The organism is Kitasatospora sp. NPDC048545, assembly GCF_040651155.1.
Lineage (GTDB): Bacteria > Actinomycetota > Actinomycetes > Streptomycetales > Streptomycetaceae > Kitasatospora.
Genome location: NZ_JBEZIQ010000056.1, coordinates 36,868 through 56,362 on the forward strand (window position 1 = coordinate 36,868; position 19,495 = coordinate 56,362).

At 74.8% G+C, this 19,495-nt stretch carries 16 protein-coding genes; 6 read left to right on the forward strand and 10 right to left on the reverse strand.

What is annotated here, in order from left to right:
* Positions 1-42 precede the first annotated feature (42 nt).
* The 5 genes from AB0D10_RS36650 to AB0D10_RS36670 are packed head-to-tail and all read right to left on the reverse strand — an operon-like array spanning position 43 to position 7,646.
* Positions 43-2,241, reverse strand: coding sequence for a trehalase family glycosidase (locus AB0D10_RS36650; RefSeq protein WP_360264212.1), 2,199 nt, complete (start codon positions 2,239-2,241; stop codon positions 43-45).
* Positions 2,238-4,355, reverse strand: a complete 2,118-nt coding sequence (locus AB0D10_RS36655; RefSeq protein ID WP_360264215.1) for a beta-galactosidase — start codon at positions 4,353-4,355, stop codon at positions 2,238-2,240. Before AB0D10_RS36655 ends, AB0D10_RS36650 begins: the two co-directional genes overlap by 4 nt.
* Complete coding sequence (locus tag AB0D10_RS36660; protein ID WP_360264218.1) at positions 4,352-5,305, reverse strand: ABC transporter permease subunit; 954 nt, start codon at positions 5,303-5,305, stop codon at positions 4,352-4,354. The genes AB0D10_RS36655 and AB0D10_RS36660 overlap by 4 nt, the downstream gene beginning before the upstream one ends.
* Positions 5,302-6,243 carry a sugar ABC transporter permease gene (locus tag AB0D10_RS36665; RefSeq protein WP_360264220.1) on the reverse strand — a complete coding sequence of 314 codons (942 nt, stop codon included), beginning with the start codon at positions 6,241-6,243 and terminating at the stop codon, positions 5,302-5,304. Before AB0D10_RS36665 ends, AB0D10_RS36660 begins: the two co-directional genes overlap by 4 nt.
* 11 nt (positions 6,244-6,254) lie before the next feature.
* Positions 6,255-7,646: a sugar ABC transporter substrate-binding protein gene (locus tag AB0D10_RS36670; protein WP_360264223.1), complete on the reverse strand. Its 1,392-nt coding sequence runs from the start codon at positions 7,644-7,646 to the stop codon at positions 6,255-6,257.
* Positions 7,647-7,742: 96 nt separating this feature from the next.
* Between AB0D10_RS36670 and gcvPA the strand changes: the two genes are divergently transcribed.
* The 5 genes from gcvPA (at position 7,743) to AB0D10_RS36695 (ending at position 13,548) form a co-directional block, all read left to right on the forward strand.
* The gene (gcvPA, locus tag AB0D10_RS36675) at positions 7,743-9,101 is read left to right on the forward strand and encodes an aminomethyl-transferring glycine dehydrogenase subunit GcvPA (RefSeq protein WP_360264225.1); all 1,359 of its coding nucleotides are present in this window, start codon (positions 7,743-7,745) and stop codon (positions 9,099-9,101) included.
* The gene (gene gcvPB / locus AB0D10_RS36680; RefSeq protein WP_360264227.1) at positions 9,098-10,804 is read left to right on the forward strand and encodes an aminomethyl-transferring glycine dehydrogenase subunit GcvPB; all 1,707 of its coding nucleotides are present in this window, start codon (positions 9,098-9,100) and stop codon (positions 10,802-10,804) included. The genes gcvPA and gcvPB overlap by 4 nt, the downstream gene beginning before the upstream one ends.
* A complete protein-coding gene (locus tag AB0D10_RS36685) occupies positions 10,801-11,928 on the forward strand; it encodes an NAD(+)/NADH kinase (RefSeq protein ID WP_360264229.1) in 1,128 nt (375 codons plus the stop codon). The genes gcvPB and AB0D10_RS36685 overlap by 4 nt, the downstream gene beginning before the upstream one ends.
* 86 nt (positions 11,929-12,014) lie before the next feature.
* Positions 12,015-12,761: an SDR family NAD(P)-dependent oxidoreductase gene (locus AB0D10_RS36690; protein ID WP_360264232.1), complete on the forward strand. Its 747-nt coding sequence runs from the start codon at positions 12,015-12,017 to the stop codon at positions 12,759-12,761.
* A gap of 133 nt (positions 12,762-12,894) precedes the next feature.
* Positions 12,895-13,548, forward strand: coding sequence for a GntR family transcriptional regulator (locus AB0D10_RS36695; RefSeq protein ID WP_360264235.1), 654 nt, complete (start codon positions 12,895-12,897; stop codon positions 13,546-13,548).
* Positions 13,549-13,581: 33 nt separating this feature from the next.
* Here the strand turns inward: AB0D10_RS36695 and AB0D10_RS36700 are convergent, their stop codons facing one another.
* Together AB0D10_RS36700 and AB0D10_RS36705 are read right to left on the reverse strand one after the other, a co-directional pair.
* Positions 13,582-14,277, reverse strand: coding sequence for a hypothetical protein (locus AB0D10_RS36700; protein ID WP_360264237.1), 696 nt, complete (start codon positions 14,275-14,277; stop codon positions 13,582-13,584).
* 239 nt (positions 14,278-14,516) lie between these two features.
* On the reverse strand, positions 14,517-15,701 hold the full coding sequence (locus tag AB0D10_RS36705) for a hypothetical protein (RefSeq protein ID WP_360264239.1): 1,185 nt from the start codon (positions 15,699-15,701) through the stop codon (positions 14,517-14,519).
* A 120-nt stretch (positions 15,702-15,821) separates the two neighbouring features.
* Here AB0D10_RS36705 and tsaA point away from each other — a divergent pair, with 120 nt between their 5' ends.
* A complete protein-coding gene (tsaA, locus tag AB0D10_RS36710) occupies positions 15,822-16,253 on the forward strand; it encodes a tRNA (N6-threonylcarbamoyladenosine(37)-N6)-methyltransferase TrmO (protein ID WP_360264242.1) in 432 nt (143 codons plus the stop codon).
* A gap of 78 nt (positions 16,254-16,331) precedes the next feature.
* On the opposite strand, the gene AB0D10_RS36715 is transcribed toward tsaA, so the two are convergent.
* The 3 genes from AB0D10_RS36715 to AB0D10_RS36725 form a co-directional block, all read right to left on the reverse strand.
* A complete protein-coding gene (locus AB0D10_RS36715; RefSeq protein ID WP_360264245.1) occupies positions 16,332-16,745 on the reverse strand; it encodes an ATP-binding protein in 414 nt (137 codons plus the stop codon).
* A 39-nt stretch (positions 16,746-16,784) separates the two neighbouring features.
* The gene (locus AB0D10_RS36720) at positions 16,785-16,988 is read right to left on the reverse strand and encodes a hypothetical protein (RefSeq protein WP_360264248.1); all 204 of its coding nucleotides are present in this window, start codon (positions 16,986-16,988) and stop codon (positions 16,785-16,787) included.
* A gap of 96 nt (positions 16,989-17,084) precedes the next feature.
* Positions 17,085-19,433 (reverse strand): SpoIIE family protein phosphatase, encoded by a 2,349-nt coding sequence (locus AB0D10_RS36725; protein ID WP_360264251.1) that lies wholly within the window; start codon positions 19,431-19,433, stop codon positions 17,085-17,087.
* Between the last annotated feature and the right edge of the window lie 62 nt (positions 19,434-19,495).

The window sequence follows — 19,495 nt, forward strand, 5'->3', positions numbered from 1 at the left end:
GCCCCGATCATGCCCGGTCGGACGGCCCGGAGCCAAAGCCGCTCACTCCCGCAGCAGTGGCAGCAGCAGCGCCGCCGACCAGCTGAAGTTGGTCGCGTTGCGCCCCTCCCCCGTCAGCGGGTCGTAGTTCTCCCGCAGCGGACCGTCACCGGCGAGCCCGGCGGCGGTGGCCAGCAGCCGCTCGACCGTGCGGCGGGCGTCCCCGTCCCAGCCGTACCGGCGCAGGCCCTCGACCGCGAAGTAGGTCTGGTCGAGCCAGGCGAGCCCGCGCCAGTACCCGGCCGGGTCGAAGGCCGCCGAGCTGCGGGCGACCGTCGGGAAGGGCAGCGGCGTGCCGAACTCCGCCGGGTCGAGCAGCAGCCGCCGCACCGTACGGGCCTGGGCGGCAGTGGCGCTGCCGGACCAGAGCGGGAGCACGCCCTCGATGCCCCGGCCGCGCTCGGTGAGCCGGGCGCCGGTGGCCAGGTCGGTGTCGTGGAACCAGCCGCCGACCGGGTCGTACATGGTGTCGCGCACGGCGGCGTCGATCCGCCCGGCCCGGGCGCGCAGCCGCTCGGCGCCGGCCCGGTCGCCCAGTTCGGCGGCGATCGCGGCCAGGTGGCGGTGGTCGGCGGCCAGGTGGGCGTTGAGGTCGACCGAGCGCTGGGTGAGCGACCAGCCGAGCAGCGTCCCGGCCGCGTCCCGGTTGGACACCACGGTGGCGGCGTCGAAGCGCGGGGCGTTGTCCATGCCGGACTCCCAGGCGGCCGCCTGCCGGCAGTCCTCGGGGGTGGCGTTGGCCGGGTCGACGGTCGCGCCGTACTCGCACAGGCCCTCGCCGTGGTGGTCCCGGGTGCGGTACCACCAGTCCTGGTAGGCGGTCAGCCGGGGCAGCATCTCGCGCAGGAAGGCGCGGTCGCCGCTGCGCCGGTAGACCTCCCACACCGCCCAGGCGGCCAGCGGGGGCTTGGAGTTGCGCTCGTTCCAGTTGCCGCCGCCGGTGCCCGGGTCGTTGTAGAAGACGCAGTCCGGGACCATCCCGGCGTCCTGCGGGCGGTCGGCGGAGCCGGGCGGGACCTGGTGGTCGAACACCGACCGGATCTGGTCGGCGGCCAGGCCGGGCGCGAAGACGGCGGTGCCGACGGCCTGCTTCCAGGTGTCCCAGGCCCAGACCCCGCTGAACCACTTGTAGGACAGCGTGGGCGTGACGGCGTCGTGCCGGATCCGCCCGGCGGGGCTGCGCCAATTGGTGACCAGCGTCTGCACGCACTTCACGGCGGTGCGGCGGCGGGCGGCGGGGACGCCCTCGGTGGCGCGGGCGACGTACCCGGCCCAGCGGGCGGTGCCGGCCGCGGCGACCCGCTCGGGGGCGCGCAGCGCGACGTCGGCCTCGGCCGCCGCCCGGTCGTGCTCGGCGTCGGTGAAGGTGTAGCTCTCGGTCCAGTCCAGGGTGAGGGTCCGCCCGGGCGCCAGCCGTACCGGGTCGGCGAGGTCGGTGCGGTGGCCGTCGCCGTTCACGGTGACCCGGACCGGCTGGGCGTGGCGGACGACGAAGCGCTCGGTGCCGTCGGTCAGGTAGTCCCAGGTCTGCCGCACGCGCGCGAAGCGGACCTCCGCGCCGCGCCCGCCCGCCACCAGCTGCGGCGCGTTGCGCTGCGGGCCGGTGGCGGGCCGCAGCAGGGTGCCGGTCCAGGCGGCGCGCAGGGTGCGGGCGGCGGCCCCGCCGTTGGTGAGGCGGGCGCGGAGCAGGGCGGTGCGGTTGCCCGCGAAGCGCAGCTCCAGGGTGAGGGTGAGGCCGTCGCCGAGGTCGTGGGAGAGGCGGAGCAGGCCGGGCAGCGAGGTGCCGCGCGGCGGGCCGCCGGCGGTGAGGTCGAGTGCGCGGCCCTGTTCGGTGAGGTGGAGGCGGGTGAGGCCGTCGCTGAGCCACCAGGGGTACTCCTGGGCGACATACAGCGGGCCGGTGAAGCCGCCGGGCGGGTCGGTGGGGCGGGGCAGGGCGTAGGCGTGCCAGGCGCCGAGGTCGGCGAAGACGGTGATCGGGTTGGTGCCGTCCGGGTCGCCCGGGTAGGCCTGGGCGGGGGTGCCGTGCAGGTCGAGGACGTCGGCGTAGCGGTCGTCGGGCCCGGCTGGGTGGGGCTCCGCGGGGTCGGCGGTGTCGTCGGGCGTGTCGGCCGCGGCCGGGACGGCGGGCGGGACGAGGGTGCCGGCGGCGGCGAGGGCGGCGGAGCCGGCCAGGAGGCGGCGGCGGGTCAGCGGGTTCACGGGCGCTCCTCGGCGGCGGGGAGTCGGAGGACGGCGGCGCCGAGCGGCGCCAGGGTCACGGCGGCGGCGACGGCGGTGCCGGTGAGCAGGTCGGTGCCGGCGAGCAGGTCGGCGGCGGTGTTCCGGTCGGCGGCGGTGTTCCGGTCGGTACGGGTGGACGGGCCGGGGCCGGTGGACGGGCCGGGGCCGGGCGCGGCGAGGGGCACCCGGCGTTCGACCGGGCCGTGGTTGAGCAGGAAGAGGTACCGGGTGCCGTCGGCGCCGTGGCGGCAGGTGGCTTCGACGTCCGGCGGCAGGCCCGGCAGTTCCGCGTGCACCCCGGCCTCGGCGAGCGGCAGGTCGAGCACCCGGCCGAGGTCGGCGCCGAGGTGGCAGCTGAGGTACCAGGCGCTCCCCGTGCCGTACCGGTGGCGGGTGACGGCCGGGAGGCCCGCCAGATCGCCGGAGGTGTAGCGGGCGAGGGTCTCGGCGCCTTCGGTCTCGATCCACTCGCTCCAGTGCGCGGCGTGGAGTTCGGCGCCGTCGAGCGTCACGGTGGTGCGCGTCCCGTCCGGGATCGGCCAGTGCTCGTCGACGACGAGGCCGAGCAGGTCCCGCAGCGGGCCGGGGTGGCCGCCGGGGTGGATGTGGTCGTGCCGGTCGGCGATGCCGCTGAACGGGCCGCAGACGAGGTGGCCGCCGGCCCGGACGTGGGCGGTGAGCCGGTCGGCGGTGGCGGTGTCGAGCAGGTAGAGGTTGGGGGCGAGCACCAGCGGGTAGCCGCCGAGGTCCGCGGTGGGCGGGACGAAGTCGACGGTGACGCCGCGGTCGTACAGGGCCGCGTACCAGGGGCGGAGCAGGTCGAGCCAGCGCATCCGGGCGGACGGGTGGTCGTCCAGTTCCAGGGCCCACCAGCTCTCCCAGTCGAGCAGCACGGCCGTGCGCCCGCGCAGCCGGCTGCCGGCGAGTTCGCCGAGCCGGCGCAGTTCGGCGCCGAAGCGAACGGTCTCCTGCCAGCCGCGCGAGGCGGTGCCCCGGTGCGGGAGCATGGCGCTGTGGAACTTCTCGGCGCCGGCGGAGGCGGCGCGCCACTGGAAGTGGAGGATGCCGTCGGCGCCGCGGGCCAGGGCCTGCAGGGACCAGAGGCGGTAGAGGCCGGGGCGCTTGGGCAGGTTGACCGGCCGCCAGCTGACGGCGGAGGGGGCCTGTTCCATCAGCAGCCAGGGCCGGCCGCCCTTGAGGGAGCGCATCAGGTCGTAGTTCATGGCGGCGTTGACGTGGGCGCGGGGGTCGGCCGGGTCGGGGTAGGCGTCGTCGGCGACGAGGTCCTCGTGGCGGCTCCACTCCCAGTAGTCGAGGGCCTTGAGCATCGACATGAAGTTGGTGGTGACGGGCACGCCGGGCGAGACCTCGTCGAGGACGGCCTTCTCGGCGCGGTGCAGGGCGAGCAGCGCGTCCGAGCAGAACCGGCGCCAGTCCAGCAGCTGGGTCGGGTTGACCGGGCCGGGCGCGGTGCGCGGGGGCTCGATCTGCTCGAAGGAGCCGTAGCCCTGGGACCAGCAGGCGGTACCCCAGGAGCGGTTCAACTCCTGCACCGTGCCGTGCCGTTCGCGCAGCCACTGGCGGAAGTGGGCGGCGGAGGCGGGGCAGAAGCACTCCTGGACGTGGTCGCCGTACTCGTTGTGGATGTGCCACAGGGCGAGGGCCGGGTGGTCGCGGTAGCGCTCGGCGAGCATCCGGGTGAGCCGGACGGCGGCGGCCCGGTAGGCGGTCGAGGAGGGGCAGTAGTGCTGGCGCGAGCCGAACTCCAGCCGGACGCCGTCGGCGGTGACCGGCAGCAGTTCGGGGTGGGCCCGGACCAGCCAGGCGGGCGGCGAGGCGGTGGCGGTGGCCAGGTCGACGGCGATGCCGTGCCGGTGGACGAGGTCGAGCAGGCGGTCCAGCCAGCCGAAGTCCCGGCGGTGGGCGTCGGGTTGGAGGCGGGCCCAGGAGAAGACGCCGACCGTGACCAGGTTGACCCCGGCTTCGGCCATCAGTTTCACGTCCTCGGCCCACACCGGTTCGGGCCACTGCTCGGGGTTCCAGTCCCCGCCGTACAGCAGGCCGGGCACCCGGGTGAGACGGTCCACGGTCATCCTTTCAGCGCTCCGCCCAGCAGGCCGGCCACGAACTGCCGCTGGAAGAGCAGGAAGAGCAGCATCAGCGGGAGGGTGGCCAGGAGGGAGCCGAGCATCAGGCCGGAGTGGTCGACGTGGGTCAGTCCGGTCAGGGTGTTGAGGGCGACCGGCACGGTGTACCGGTCCTGGGTGTCGAGCATCAGCAGCGGCCAGATGAAGCTGTTCCACTGCCCCATGAAGGTGAAGATCATCAGCGCGCCCAACTGCGGCCGCACGCACGGCAGGACGACCCGGTAGAAGGTGCGCAGTTCGCCGGAGCCGTCGATCCGGGCGGACTCCAGCAGTTCGTCGGGGAAGTCCAGGAAGCCCTGGCGCATCAGCAGGATGCCGAAGGAGTTGGCGAGGAATGGCAGGACGACGGCCTGGTAGCTGTCGATCCAGCCGAGGTCGGCCATCATCTGGAACAGCGGGACGAGCAGCACCTGCAACGGGATCATCATGGTCGCCAGCACCAGGCCGAGCAGAAGGCCGCGGCCGCGGAAGCGGTACTTGGCGAGCCCGTAGCCGCACATGGCGGACAGCAGCGAGCTGAGCACGGTGTGGACGGCGGCGATGCCGAGGCTGTTGAGCATCACCCGGCCGAAACCGACGCTCTGCTGGAGGCGGGCCAGGTTGCGCAGCAGTTCCCCGCCGGGCAGGAACGGCGGCGGGGAGTGGAAGAGTTCGGAGCTGCTGTGGGTTCCGGCGATCAGCATCCAGGCGAAGGGCAGCAGGCTGACGACGGCGCCGAGGGCGAGGGCGCCGAGGACGGCGGCGCGGCCGAGGCGGGCGGGCAGCGGGGTGGCCGGCCGCGGGCCGGCCGTCGGCCTCTCGTTCCGTTCCGGCGGTGCTGCCGTGGGTGGTTCTCCGTTCCGTTCCGGCGGCCTGGGGGACGTCTGCCCTCCGTGCCGTTCCGGCGGCGTGGTCATCGGCGGCGTTCCCTTCCGTAGAGCCGGAACTGGAGCAGCGAGACGGCCGCGATGATCAGCACCACGGTCCAGGCGATGGCGGCCGCGTAGCCGAAGTCGAGCTGCTGGAAGCCGACCTTGTACAGGTAGACGACCGGGGTGAGGGTCGCGTCGCCGGGGCCGCCTCGGGTCAGCACGTAGTTCTCGTCGAAGAGTTGGAGGGTGCCGATGGTGGAGGTGACGACGCAGAACAGCACGACGGGCCGCAGTTGCGGCAGGATCACCCCGGTGTGGGTGCGCACGGTTCCGGCGCCGTCGAGGGCGGCGGCCTCGTACTGGTCGCGGCCGATCGCCTGCAGGCCGGCGAGCAGGATGACGGCGTTGTAGCCGGTCCAGCGCCAGGTGACCGAGCCGATCAGCGAGATCCTGGCCCAGGTCGGCGAGTTCAGCCAGTCGACCGGGCCGAGGCCGAGCGACTGGAGCAGTTGGTTGGCCAGGCCTCCGTCGGTGCGCAGCAGGACCTGGAAGACGACGGCGTAGGCGACCAGGGTGGTGATCGCGGGCAGGAAGAACACCGCCCGCCAGCCGGCCCGGAACCGCAGCCAGGACTGGTTGAGCAGGACGGCGAGCACCAGGGCCAGTCCGATCATGACCGGGACCTGGACGGCGAGGATCAGGCCGGTGTTGGTCAGGGACTGCAGGAAGGCCGGGTCGTGCAGCATCCGGCGGTACTGGTCCAGGCCGACCCAGACGTCGGCGCCGTCGCGTCGGGCGGTGAAGCTCTGGTAGAGGCTGGCGCCGAGCGGGTAGGCGAAGAAGGCGGTGAAGAGCGCGGCGGTGGGCCCGGCGAACAGCCAGGCCGCCCGGTGCGGGGGGCGCCGTCGGCGGCGGGCGGTCGCGGTCGCGGGGGCGGCTGCGCGGTCCGGCTTGCGCAGGCGGACGGGGACGCTGCTGGTCATGGCGTCCGCTCCTACGCGGCCGGCTGGCGGCCGGTCGCGGCGGCGATCTGGCGGGCGGCGGAGCGCAGCACGGTGCCCGGGTCGGCGCCGTTGTGCAGCACCTGGTTGACGGCGGTGGTGACGATGTCGCCGGCCTTGGCGTCGTCGGCGGTGCGCTCGACGGTGGGGATGGCGCGGGTGAGGTCGGCGAACAGCCGCATGACGGGCTGGCCCGCGTAGTAGGGGGCGGGCTGCTGGAACCAGGGGTCGTCCAGGGCCGGGAGGAAGGCGGGGAAGAGTCCTTCGTGCTGCATCATCGAGGCCTGGTTGGCCTTGTCGGCGAGCAGGTGGGACAGGAACGCCCAGGCGGTCTCCGGGTTCCGGCTCTGCGCGGTGACGCAGAGGGTGGAGCCGCCGCTGTTGGAGGTGCGGGGTCCGCCGGGGGTGAAGGCGGGCAGCGGTACGACGCCGAACCTGCCGCTGAGGTCGGCCAGTTCGGTGGTGAGGGTGCCGTCCCACCAGGCGGCGGTGGGGGTGGTGGCGGCCTTGCCGTCGTGGGTGCCGGAGACCAGGCCGTCCCAGCCGTTCTCGAAGTCGACGAGGTCGCGGTCGACCAGCTGTTTCAGCAGGGTGAGGGCGCGTTCGGCGGCGGGTGAGGCGACGGCCACCTTTCCGTCCACGAACCAGGCTTGGCCCTGCTGTTGGAGCAGCTGGGCGAAGAGGCTGTCCCGTTTGCCGTCGAGGATGAGCAGTTTCCTGCCGGTGGCGGACTTGAGGGCGGTGCCGGCGGAGAGGTAGTCGTCCCAGGTGGCGAGGGCGGCCGGGTCGACGCCGGCCTGCCGGAAGAGGTCGCGCCGGTAGAACAGGGCGCACGGGCCGCTGTCCCAGGGCAGCGCGAAGACCCGGCCCCTGGCGTCCGTCACGGCGCGCCAGGAGTCCTTCGGGTACTGGCTCTCCAGTCCGCGGGCCCGGTCGGTGAGGTCGACCAGGGCGTTCGGGAAGTTGCCGATGTAGCTGGGCAGTCTGTGGCCCTCGACGGTGAGGACGTCGGGCAGTCCGCTGCCGGCGCCGAGTCCGACGGTGATCTTGTCGTAGGCGTTGTCGTAGCCGATGTCCACGACCTCGACGGTCGTTCCGGGGTGGGTCTGCTCGAAGGTCCGGCCGAGCCGTTGCAGGGCCTTGGCCGCGGTGTCCCAGGACCAGACGGTGACCTTCCCGGTGGCGGTGGCGTCCGGGCTGCCGGTGAGCCGTTTGGCGTCCGCGGAACCGCTGCCGCCGGTGGCGCAGCCCGTGGCGCCTGTCATCAGCAGGGCGCCGGCGGCGAGTCCGGCGGAGAGCAGTCGGCGACGGGCCGGGCCTTGAGGGAATTCCCGCTGCTCACGGGCGAGTTGGGGGTTTTCTCCGGGCCGGGTTCGTGCGGACATCTTGCCTCCCGACTGGTGAATGCCGAATGCTGTATACAGAACTCAGCATTCACAAGACCGTCAAGGCTTGTGACGGAAATCGCGGAAGGTGCCGGCATGAGCACACGCGTTCCCCGAACCCACCCGTACATCCCCAACTCCGCCCCGCAGGTGCGGAGGGCGATGCTGGCGGCGGTCGGCGCACAGCACGTCGAGGAGTTCTACGCCGACATCCCCGCCGCGCTCCGGCTGGACCGCCCACTGCGACTCCCCGAACCCTTCGACTCCGAGGCCCGGCTGGTCGCCCACCTGGAGGACCTGCTCTCCCGCAACACCGCCGTCCCGCCCGGCCGCAGCTTCCTCGGCGCCGGCTGCTACCGCCACCACGTGCCCGCCGTGGTGGACGAGATCGTCAACCGCAGCGAGTTCCTCACCGCCTACGCGGGCGAGCCCTACGAGGACCACGGCCGCTTCCAGGCCCTGTGGGAGTACCAGTCGCTGATGGCCGAACTGCTCGCCGTCGACGTCGTCAACGTGCCGACGTACGACGGGTTCCAGGCCGCCGCGACCGCCCTGCGGATGGCCGGACGGGCCACCGGGCGGCGCCGGCTGCTGCTGGTCGGCGCGATCGACCCGGACCGGCTCTCCCGGATCCACGACTACACCCGGGGCGTGCACGAGCTCCACCCGGTGGCCGCCGAGCCGGCGGCCGTCCGGGCCGCACTCGCGGACGGCGACGTGGCCGCCGTGTACGCCCAACTCACCGACCACCGCGGCCGGATCGACCCGGCGCTCCCGGACTACGTCCAACTCGCCCACGCGGCCGGAGCATTGGCCGTGGCCCAGGTCAACCCGCTGAGTCTCGGGGTGCTCAGCCCGCCCGCCGACCTCGGCGCCGACCTCACCTGCGGCGACCTCCAGCCGCTCGGCATCCACCCGAGCTTCGGCGGCGGCAACGCGGGCTTCATCGGCAGCCCCGACGACGAACGCCTGGTCGCCGAGTACCCGAGCCGCCTCTTCGGCCTCGCCCCCACCGACGTCCCCGGCGAGTACGGCTTCGGCGACGTCGCGTACGACCGCACCTCCTTCGCGCTGCGCGAAGAGGGCAAGGAGTGGGTCGGCACCGCCGCCGCCCTGCACGGCATCGCCGCAGGGGTCTACCTCGCGCTCATGGGCCCGCAGGGCATGCGCGAGATCGGCGGGACCGTCCTCGCCCACACCGCCTACGCCCGGCAGCGCCTGGCGCAGGTCCCCGGCGTCGAACTCGACGACCCCGGCGCCGTCCACTTCGCCGACTTCACCGTCCGCTACACCGGCGGGCACACCGCCGCCGAGGTCTCCGACGCCCTGCTCGCCCGCGGCCTGCACGGCGGCACCCCGGCCGGGACGCACGAGGGCCGGTACTGCGTGACCGAGCAGCACACCCGGGCCGACCTCGACCACCTCGCCGACGCCCTTGAGGAGATCGTGAAGTGACGAATCATCAGCAGCACGCGCCGGTCGACCCCAGGATCGCCCCCAAACCCGCGCTGCGCCGCTTCCACCAGGCCCGCTGGGACGAGAAGCTGGTCTTCGAACTGGGCTCCCCCGGCGAGCGCGGCGTCCTGCCCCCACTGCCCGAGCCCGCCGTCACCGCCGCCGTCGGCGACCCGGCCGACCGGCTGCCCGCCGCCCTGCGGCGCCAAACACCGCCCGCACTGCCCGAACTCGGCCAGCAGCAGGTGCTCCGGCACTACCTGCGGCTCTCCCAGGAGAACCTCGGCGCCGACCTCAACGTCGACGTCGGACAGGGCACCTGCACCATGAAGTACAGCCCCAAGGTCAACGACACCTTCGTCCGCGACCCCAGGATCGCCGCGCTGCACCCCGCCCAGGACGCCTCGACCGTCCAGGGCGTGCTCGAACTCGTCCACCGGCTGGAGCAGTTGCTCAAGGAACTCTCCGGCATGGACCGGGTCAGCCTGCAGCCCGGCGCCGGCTCCGCCGCGATCTGGACCAACGTCTCCGTCATCCGCGCCCACCACGCCGCCCGCGGCGAGGGCGACCGGCGCGACGAGGTCATCACCACCGCCTTCTCCCACCCCTCCAACGCGGCCTGCGCCAAGACCGCCGGCTACCGGGTGATCACCCTGCACCCGGACGCCGACGGCTACCCCGACATCGACGCGCTGCGCGCCGCCGTCGGCCCGCGCACCGCGGCGCTGCTCATCACCAACCCCGAGGACACCGGCATCTACAACCCCCGGATCGCCGAGTTCGTCCGGATCGTCCACGAGGCCGGCGGCCTGTGCGCCTACGACCAGGCCAACGCCAACGGCATCCTCGGGATCACCCGGGCCCGCGAAGCCGGCTTCGACCTGTGCCACTTCAACCTGCACAAGACCTTCTCCACCCCGCACGCCTGCGGCGGCCCGGCGGCCGGCGCCTGCGGCGTCACCGCCGAACTCGCTCCCTACCTGCCGTGCCCCACGGTCGAGTTCGACGGCGGACGGTACCGGCTCGACCACGACCGGCCGGAGTCCATCGGCAAAGTCCGCCCGTACCTCGGCGTCGTCCCCAACCTGGTGCGCGCCTACGCCTGGATCATGTCGCTCGGCGCCGAAGGCCTGCGCGAGGCCGCCGAGACCGCCGTGCTCAACAACAACTACCTGCTGCACCGGGTCCGGCGGATCCCCGGGGTGTCCGTGCCGTACGCCGAGGGACGGCCCCGGGTCGAACAGGTCCGGTACAGCTGGCAGCGGCTCAACGAGGACACCGGACTGCACAGCGAGGACCTCGGCCACCGCGCCGCCGACTTCGGCACCCACTACTGGACCAGCCACCACCCGTACGTCGTGCCCGAGCCGATGACCCTGGAACCCACCGAGTCCTACTCCCGGGCCGACCTGGACGAGTACGCGGCGATCCTCGCCGAGGTCGCCCGCGAGGCGTACGAGGACCCGGAGACCGTCCGCACCGCACCGCACCGCTCCACTGTCCACCGGGTCCGGCCCGAGTCGCTGGACGACCCGGCGGTCTGGGCCGTCAGCTGGCGCGCCTACCGCCGCAAGGTCCTCGGCGAGCAGACCGAACAGGCCGGGCGGCCCGGGCACGCGGAGCACGCTGAGCAGGCCGAACAGGCCGGGCAGACGGGGCAGACGGGGCAGACCGAGCACGCGGAACGGCCCGAACAGCCGTGACCGGACCCTTGGTCGGACTCGTGGTCAACCCGGTCGCCGGTCTCGGCGGCCGGGTCGGCCTCAAGGGCAGCGACGGCGCCGATGTCCAGCGGCGGGCCCGGGAACTCGGGGCCCGGCCGGAGGCGGTCCTGAGGGCGTCGCTCACCCTCCGGCACCTCCCCCCGGTGGAACTGATCACCGCCGCCGGGCCGATGGGCGCCGACGCCGCCACGGCGGCCGGCCTGCCCGCCCGGACCGTTCACCGGCCCGCCGGACCGGACACCACCGCCGCCGACACCCGCGCGGCGGTCCGCGCCCTGGTCGCGGCCGGCGCCCGGCTGCTGCTGTTCTGTGGCGGCGACGGAACCGCCCGCGACGTCCTCGACGCGCTCGGCCCCGAGCCCCGGCTGCCCGTCCTCGGGATCCCGGCCGGGGTCAAGATGCACTCCGCCGTCTTCGCCGTCCACCCCCGCGCGGCCGCCGAGGTGGCCACCGCCTGGGCGGCCGGGCGCGGCGTGCGGCTGGAGCCCGCCGAGGTGGTGGACCGCGACGAGGCCGCGCTGCGCGAGGGCCGGGTCTCCGCCCGGCTGTACGGTCGGCTCACCGTCCCGGTGCTGCCCGAACGGGTCCAGCAGCGCAAGACCGGCAGCGCCGGACCCGACCCGGCCGCACCGGCCGGACTCGCCGCCGAGGTCGCCGAACGGGTCGGCCCGGACGGGCTGCTGGTCCTCGGCCCCGGCAGCACCACCCACGCCGTCGCCACCGCGCTCGGCGCGCCGCACGCCAGCCTCACCGGCGTGGACCTGCTGCGGCTGCGGGCCGGCCGCACCGCCCGCGTGCTGCTCCGGGACGCCCGCGCCGACCAGCTGCGCGCCCTGCCCGCCACCCCCTGGATCGCCCTCTCCCCCATCGGCGGCCAGGGCTTCCTGCTCGGGCGCGGCAACCAGCAGCTCACCCCTGGACTGCTGCGCGCCGCGGGCCGGGAGCGGCTGCTCGTCCTCGCCACCGAGGCCAAGCTCGCCGCCCTCGCCGGCCGCCCGCTGCTCCTGGACACCGGCGACCCCGCGCTGGACGACGCCCTCTCCGGGCACGTCCGGGTGATCACCGGCCGCGGATCCTGCGCCGTCTACCGCCTCTCCGCCTGACCGATCCGCCCGCCTGATCCGCCTGATCCGGTTGACCGATCCGCCCGCCTGATCCGCCTGATTCCGACCCGTAGAGGAGCTCCCCCATGATCGACCTGCACGGAAAGCGCGCGATCGTCACCGGCGCCGCCTCCGGCATCGGCCGCGCCACCGCCGCCCTGCTCGCCGAACTCGGCGCGGCTGTCGTCCTCGTCGACGTCGACGCCGCGCGCGGCGAAAGTGCCGCCCAGAAGATCGGCGGCACCTTCGTGCACGGCGACGTCTCCCGGCGCGCCGACTGCGAACGGGCCGTGCGTACCGCCGTCGACCACCACGGCGGCGTGGACGTGCTGTTCAACAACGCGGGCATCATCCGCCGGTCCACCGTCACCGGGATCACCGACGAGGACTGGGACCTGGTGATGGCCGTCAACGTCCGCTCGGTCATGCTGCTCAGCGGGCTGGTCGTGCCGCTGATGGCCGCGGCCGGCGGCGGCAGCATCGTCAACACCGGCTCCGGCTGGGGCATCAGGGGCGGCGGCCGGGCCGTCTCGTACTGCGCCTCCAAGGGCGCCGTGGTCAACATGACCCGGGCCATGGCCATCGACCACGGACCCGACAACATCCGGGTCAACTGCGTCTGCCCCGGGGACACCGACACCGGCATGCTCGCCGAGGAGGCCCGCCAGCTCGGCGAGAGCGCGGACGCCTTCTACGCCGACGCCGCCGACCGCCCGCTCGGCCGGATCGGCCGGCCCCGCGACATCGCCCAGACCGTCGCCTTCCTGGCGAGCGACGCCGCCGCCTTCGTCAGCGGCGCGGTCATCGCCGTCGACGGCGCCGGCACCGCCTGAGCCCTCGGCGCACGGCACGCGACACCGCACACCGCACACCGCACACCGCACAGCCCCACGGTCGTCCGGCGGCCGGGCGAAAGCACCGGTCGCCCGGCCGGTACGCTACGGAACCGGAAAGAAGGGAAGCCCGATGGCGATCGAGCGGCGTCCGCTGCGCGAGCAGGTGAAGGACGAACTCCTGGAGCAGCTCGGCCGCGGCCGGTTCACCCCCGGCGAGTCGATCAACGAGGTCCAGCTCGCCGAGGAACTGGGCGTCAGCCGGACCCCGCTGCGCGAGGCCCTGATCAGCCTGGAGCGCGAGGGAATCATCACCAGCGAACGCGGCAAGGGCTTCCGCTTCGCCCCCACCGGCAAGCAGGAGTTCCTGGACCTCACCGCGATCCTGATCGCCCTGGAGTCGCTGGCCCTGCGCACCTCCGACCCGGCGCACCTGTCCGCGATCGCCCCCCGGCTGCTGGCCGAGGCCCGCGCGTTCTCCGCACCGCAGGCCCCGCACGGCACCATAGAGCGCTACGACGACGCCTGGCACGCGCTGCTGCTCTCCGGCTGCGCCAACACCCGGCTGCGCGAGATGATCGACTCGCTGAAGCTGACCCTGCACCGCTACGAGCGCGTGGTGGTCGGCGACCACGGGATCCTCGAACGCGCCGCCGAGGAGCACGAGCGAATCGCCCAGTGCCTCCTCGACGGCGACATGGAACAGGCCGTCACCGCCCTGGAGGCCAACTGGACCAGCGGCATGGAGCGGATCCTGGAGCGGCTTCCCCCGGTCGGCACGCGCTGAGGCCGCCCGACGGCGGTGTCGGACGGCCGGCTGCTACTTGAAGGGCGCGAAGTCGGCGTTGGTCTTGCAGCCGAGGTTCTCGAAGGTGCTGACCTTCGTGTCCGGGTCGGTGTACGTCAGGTGGTACTTGCAGGCACCCTTGAGGTACCGGCCCTCGACCCCGCCGGGGAAGTCGATCTCCTTGTTCCAGAGGTAGGGGGACTGGTAGTCGTTGAGCCGGGCGGTCGCGTTGACGTCGATGCCGCCGGGGGCGTAGATCTCGTAGACCCAGCCCGTCTTGGCGGCCCCGTACGTGGCGAACTTCTGGGCCACCCACATCTCGCAACTGGTGCTGAGGTGCGCACTGTTCTGCCCGCCGCCCTGGACGATGTACTCGGCGAGCGGAGTGACCTGGTCGCCCCGGGGGGTGAAGCCGGTGCGGAAGATGTCCTCCACATTCTCCCGGGTGTCGCCGCGCCACAGGGTGTTGACGTCGTAGCGCCACTGCCAGCGTTCGTTCGTCGCGGTGGAGGCGACCGGCTGGGCGATCTGCGGCTCGGTCGTCGTGCGCCACCAGTCCGAGGCCCGGTAGTCGCGGACGGGACCGCAGGGGGTGGTCAGGTCGTCGTCCGCGGCCGCCCGCGCGGCGGGTACCGCCGGGGAGACGGCCGCGGCCGGGGCGACGGCGACGGCGGAGAGCGCGGAGGCGAGCGAGGCTGCGGCGAGTACCCGCAGGACGGCTTGCACCATGGTGAGAACCCATCAGTTGATCAACAGGACGGGCCCTTTATAGGCGTGCGGCCCGGCGCACGACGGCAGCGATACGCCCGCACCACCCGCAGGGGTGGATTAGTCGTACAGCGGAACGACCACCGGTCGGAGTCTGCGCCAGGAGCTCCGGTACGCCCGGGGTGAGCCGGTGCAGCCGGACCGGTGCCGGGCAGTGTCCCGCACGGGGCCGTCGACCCCACGCCCCGGGCCGGGTGCGGTCACCGTGGTGCCCCCGGCCGGTGGTCGTCGCAGAACCAGCCGCCCGGGTACAGCCGGGCCCCCGGCACGCCGCAGGGGATCCGCCCGGCCGCGCAGTGGCCCGCGCGCACCGGCGGGATGACCCGGTGAGCGGACAGGGGCGTGTCCACCGTCACGGCCGCGACGTACGGCTCGCCCGTGTCCCGGGGCGGCAGCAGCGGGACCGGCGCGTGGTGCCGCGGTTCGCGGACCCGGACGCACTCGACCTCCCGCCGTCCGGTCGAACTGCCGCGCTGCCGGGGGATCGACGGCCGGGTGACCGGCTCCGCGAGGGCTCCGCCGTTCGCGACGTACCGCCGCCGGTCCTGCTCGGGCGCCCAGAAGCGCAGCGTGCCGTCGGCGGCGGTGCGCAGCGTGACCGGGACGTAGACGCCGCCGGCGACGCGGCGCACGAAGTCGTCGATCCGCGGGACGAGCACCTCCCAGTTCGGGTGCCAGCGGTGGCAACGGCCGCCGCCGCGCACCGGGCAGGGCCCCGGCGCGGTGTGGTCGCACTTCAGCAGCCGCAGCCGACGCACGCCGCCGCGCACCAGCAGGTCGCGGCCCTCCCGGATGGCCTGCGCCGGCAGGTCGTCGGTGCGCGCCCACGGGACCCGGTCGATCAGCGGCGCCTTCGGGTCGACGGTGTGCCAGACCGCGGTGATGCCGTCCTGCCGCGCGATCCGGTCCCGCCGCCGTACGAACCGGGCGCTGACGTAGGACAGTTGGGGTTCGAAGCCGAAGCGGCGGCCGTCCGCGCCGGTGACCAGGACGGCGGCGCGGCAGCGGCCGTCGGCCGCGCGGGGCTCGATCTCGACGGCGTGCCCGTCGCGCGCGGCGGCGCGGGCGTAGCGCTCCTGGTAGGCCTCGCGCTCCGCGCGGCGCGGTTCGTGGTGGGCGCGGCGGCGCGGGTTGTGGTGGCCGGCGATGCGCCGCCCCTGACGGAGCGACAGGTACATCCACTCCGGCCGGCCGGGGCGGGCGTCGAGGCAGGTGGGGCAGAGCAGTCCGCGCCGGGCGACCGGCCGCCGGTCGGCGCGCAGCCGCTCCCACAGGCCGGGGTGCTCGGGGACTCCGAGGTCGGCTCGGTCGAGGTCGAGGAGGCGGTCGAGTTCGGTACTGAAGACCGGGTTGCGAGGGGGGAGTTCACCGTCGTACTCGTTCATGGCGTCTCATCTCTGCCATCAACCACGAGAGGGAAACTCCAGTCTGCACCGGATCACCGACATTCGGACACACCGCGTTACGGTGCTCACGGACGGATACCCCGGCGCACGGAGGGCGCGATGAGCGGACAGGGCGAGCAGGAGCGGTGTTTCGAGGTGCGGGCGATCGGGCGGGTGGAGTCGCCGTTGACGGCGCGGGCGGGGGCGCCCCGGCAGGGGGACGAGGGCGGGCCGGAGGCCTGGCTGGTGTTCGACGCTCCGGTGGAGCGGGGGCTGCGGGACCTGACGGCCGGGCAGGAGGTGCTGCTGCTGACCTGGCTGGACCGGGCCGACCGGGAGGTCCTGGCGGTGCATCCGCGCGGGGACCGGTCCCGGCCGGAGACCGGGGTGTTCGCGACCCGCTCGCCGGACCGGCCGAACCCGATCGGGCTGCACCGGGTGACCGTCCTGGCCGTGGACGGCCTGCGGCTGCGGGTCAGCGGCCTGGAGGCGATCGACGGGACCCCGGTGCTGGACGTGAAGCCGGTGCTGCCGGGGGTCGGCGAGCGGTAGTGGGCCGGACGGGACCGGGCCGAGCCGCAGCGGACCGAAGGTCCGTCAGGCCGGCCGCCGGGCGGGCCGGGGACACCGCTACGGCGGGATCCGCAGTTCGCACCAGACGGCCTTGCCCGGCCCGATGGCGTGCCAGCCCCAGCGCCGGCTGAGCCGGTCCACCAGGTACAGGCCGAGGCCGCCCGCGCCGTTCGACGTGTACGGCGCCCGGGGTGTCGGCGGGCGCGGGCTGGCGTCGCTGACCTCGATGCGCAGTGCCCCGTCGGCCCGGACGAGCAGGAGCGCTCCGGGTCCGGCGGTGTGGCGCTGCGCGTTGCCGACGAGTTCGGAGACGAGCAGCACGGCGTCGCGGACCGTCTCCCGGTCCGCGACGTCGGACAGGAACCGGGCGGTGGCGGCGCGGGCCTCGGCCGCCGCGCCGGACCGGTCCGCGAGCGGCAGCCGTAGTGCCTGCGGCGCCTGCCGTGCGGACGGCGGCCGGACCCCCGACATGGGATCGCCTCTCCTCCGTGCCTGTGGGACGGGTGGTGGTCAGTGTCCGAACAGGTGTCGCCGTCGGCCTCCCGGTCGTTCCGGTGTCTCCCTGCCGCCCTGTTCGACGGCCCGTTCCTCCGGCGCCACGAGGTCGTTGCCCGGGACCGTCGCCTGGTGCTCGGGCCCGTCGGCGGGGTCGTTCGCGACCAACAGGCCGACGAACGCGCCGGACGCCGACACCAGCAGAAGTCCCGGCAACACCGTGGACGTCCCTTCCGTTCCGAACTCGGTCCCCGACGGGTCGCGCCTACCCGGGCCGTGGGATCCGTAACGGCCCGGTCGCCCGCGACCGGCCGGCTACTCGGTCTGGACGGCGATCAGGCAGGTGTCGTCGTCGGTGTCGGCGGGGCTCAGTTCGAGCAGCCGGTCCAGGTACTGCTCCAGGTCGGGGCCGGGTGCGCCGGCCGCGCGGATCAGCTGCTCCACCGACTCCTCGACCGGGCGGTCCCGGCGTTCGACCAGCCCGTCGGTGTAGAGCAGCAGGACGTCCCCGGGGTCGAGCCGGGCGGTGCTCTCCTCGTACCGGGCGTCGTCCAGGGCGCCGAGCAGCACGCCGTGCGGCAGGGGCAGCACCTGGGCTCCGTCGGCGCCGAGCCGGATCGGCGGCAGGTGTCCGGCCCGGGCCCAGCGCAGTTCGCCGCCGACCGGGTCGAGCAGCACGCAGACGGCGGTCGCGGTGACCTGTCCGGGTTCGCGCAGGGCGACGGTGTTGGCCCACTCCAGCAGCCGCCCCGGGCCGGCGCCGGTCACCGCGAGGCCGCGCAGGGCGTGCCGCAGCGCCACCATGCCGGTGGCCGCGCCGACGCCGTGCCCGGCCACGTCGCCGACGGCGAGCAGCACCCGTTTGCCGGGCAGCGGCAGCACGTCGTACCAGTCGCCGCCGACCCGGTCGCGCTTGGCGGCGGGGCGGTAGCGGACGGCGGCGTGCACGCCGGTGACGCCGAGCGGGGGCGGTGCGGCCGGGAGGATGGCCTGCTGGAGGCGCAGTGCCAGCTGGGCGCGTTCGGCCGACTCCTGCTCGATGTCGGCGAGCCGTTCCCGGGTGGCGCCGAGTGCGACCTCCGTCCAGTGCTGGGCGGACACGTCGAGGTAGGCGCCGCGGATGGCGGTGAGCCGTCCGAGGTCGTCGAGCACGGGCTCGGCGATCACCCGGGTGAAGCGGTGGGTGCCGTCGGGCCGGTCGAGGCGGACGACCGCCGAGGCGGTGCGGTGGCGCTGCCGGACGGTGTCCAGCAGGCGCCGGATGGCGGGCCGGTCGTCCGGGTGGGTGTGCCGGGCGAGCCGGGCCAGCGGCACCGGCGCCGCGTCCGGCGGCAGCCCGTAGAGGTCGTGCAGCCCTTCGCTCCAGCGGATCCGGCCTTCGGCCGGCCGTTCCTCGAACCCGGCGACCCGGGCGAGCCGCTGGGCCTGGCGCAGCAGGTCGGTCGACTCGTCGTCCTCGCCGCGGTCGTCCTGCGCCCGCCAGTTGACCAGCAGCCGGCCGCCGAACGGGACGACCGCGAGCAGGACGGCGGCGGGGGTGGCGGCGGGGGCGCCGGGCCCGGTGCCCCGGAAGGCCAGCCGGACGCGTTCGGCCGGTTGCGCCGCCCCCGTCTCGTGGGCGCGGACCAGGCGGTCGAGCAGGCCGGCCGCGCAGGCGACCGGGTAGGTCTCCAGCAGCGAGGCGCCCTCCAGCGCGTCGTGGGGGCGGCCGAGCGGGTCACGGAACCGGTCGTTGACCCGCCTGATGGTGAAGTCCGCGGCCCGGCCGTCCCGGACGACGGGTTCCAGCAGCAGGGCGGGTGTGAGCAGTCCCTCCAGGAGGGCGGCGGCCTCCTCGGGCGCGGCGGCGTCGCCGGGAGGGCCGAGCAGGGTCGCGCAGAGGTCCGCGAGCGCGTAGAGCCGGCGGCGCTGCGGCGGTCCGAACGGCGGGGCGGGTGCGGCCCAGACGAGTTCCAGCGCGCCCGAGCGGCGGCCCCGGTCGAGCAGCGGGAGGACGGCCCGGGCCGTGCCGGTGCCCACCGACGGCGCGTCGGTGCCCGGTTCGCCGGGCCACAGCTCCGTGGCCGCGCCGCCGACCACCCGCTGCGCCGGGGTGCGGACGCTGGGCGGCACCCGGGCCCACGCGGCGGCCTCGTCGGCGGGCAGCCCGGCGTGTGCGGCGAGGGCGAGCGCTCCGCCGGGCAGCCCCAGCCAGACCGCCACGGCGCGGGCGCCGAGAGTCGCTCCGGTCTGGTCCAGCACGGCCTCGGCGGCGCGCTGCAGGTCGGGGACGGCGGCGAGCGCGGGCGTGACGGTCGGACCGGTCTCGGGGGCGACGGCGGCGGGCCCGTCGTCGTCGGCTTCCGCACCGAGGACGCCGGGTGCCTCCCGTGTGCCGTGTGCGCCGTGTGCGCCGACGTCGCCCGCCTCCGGGTCCGGCAGGCGCGCGATGTCCGCCGCGAGCGCGACGACCGGCACGCCCGCTTCCCGGGCCAGCCGGGCGAGGTGGGCGGCCGCCTCGGCGATCGGCAGGCCGAGCCGCTCGGCCAGGATGCCGGTGGCGAGGTCGACGGCGGCCCTGGTCCGCGCTTCGGCGTGGTTCCGGACGGCGGCTCCCTGCAGCCGCCGGACGGCCTCGGCCAGGGCGCGGGCGGCGCGGTCCGGGGGTTCCGGCGCGGCGGTCACGGCGGGCCCGGTCGGGTCGTGGTGGGGGCGGGTCCGGCCTGCCCGTGGCCGGGGCGGCGCCG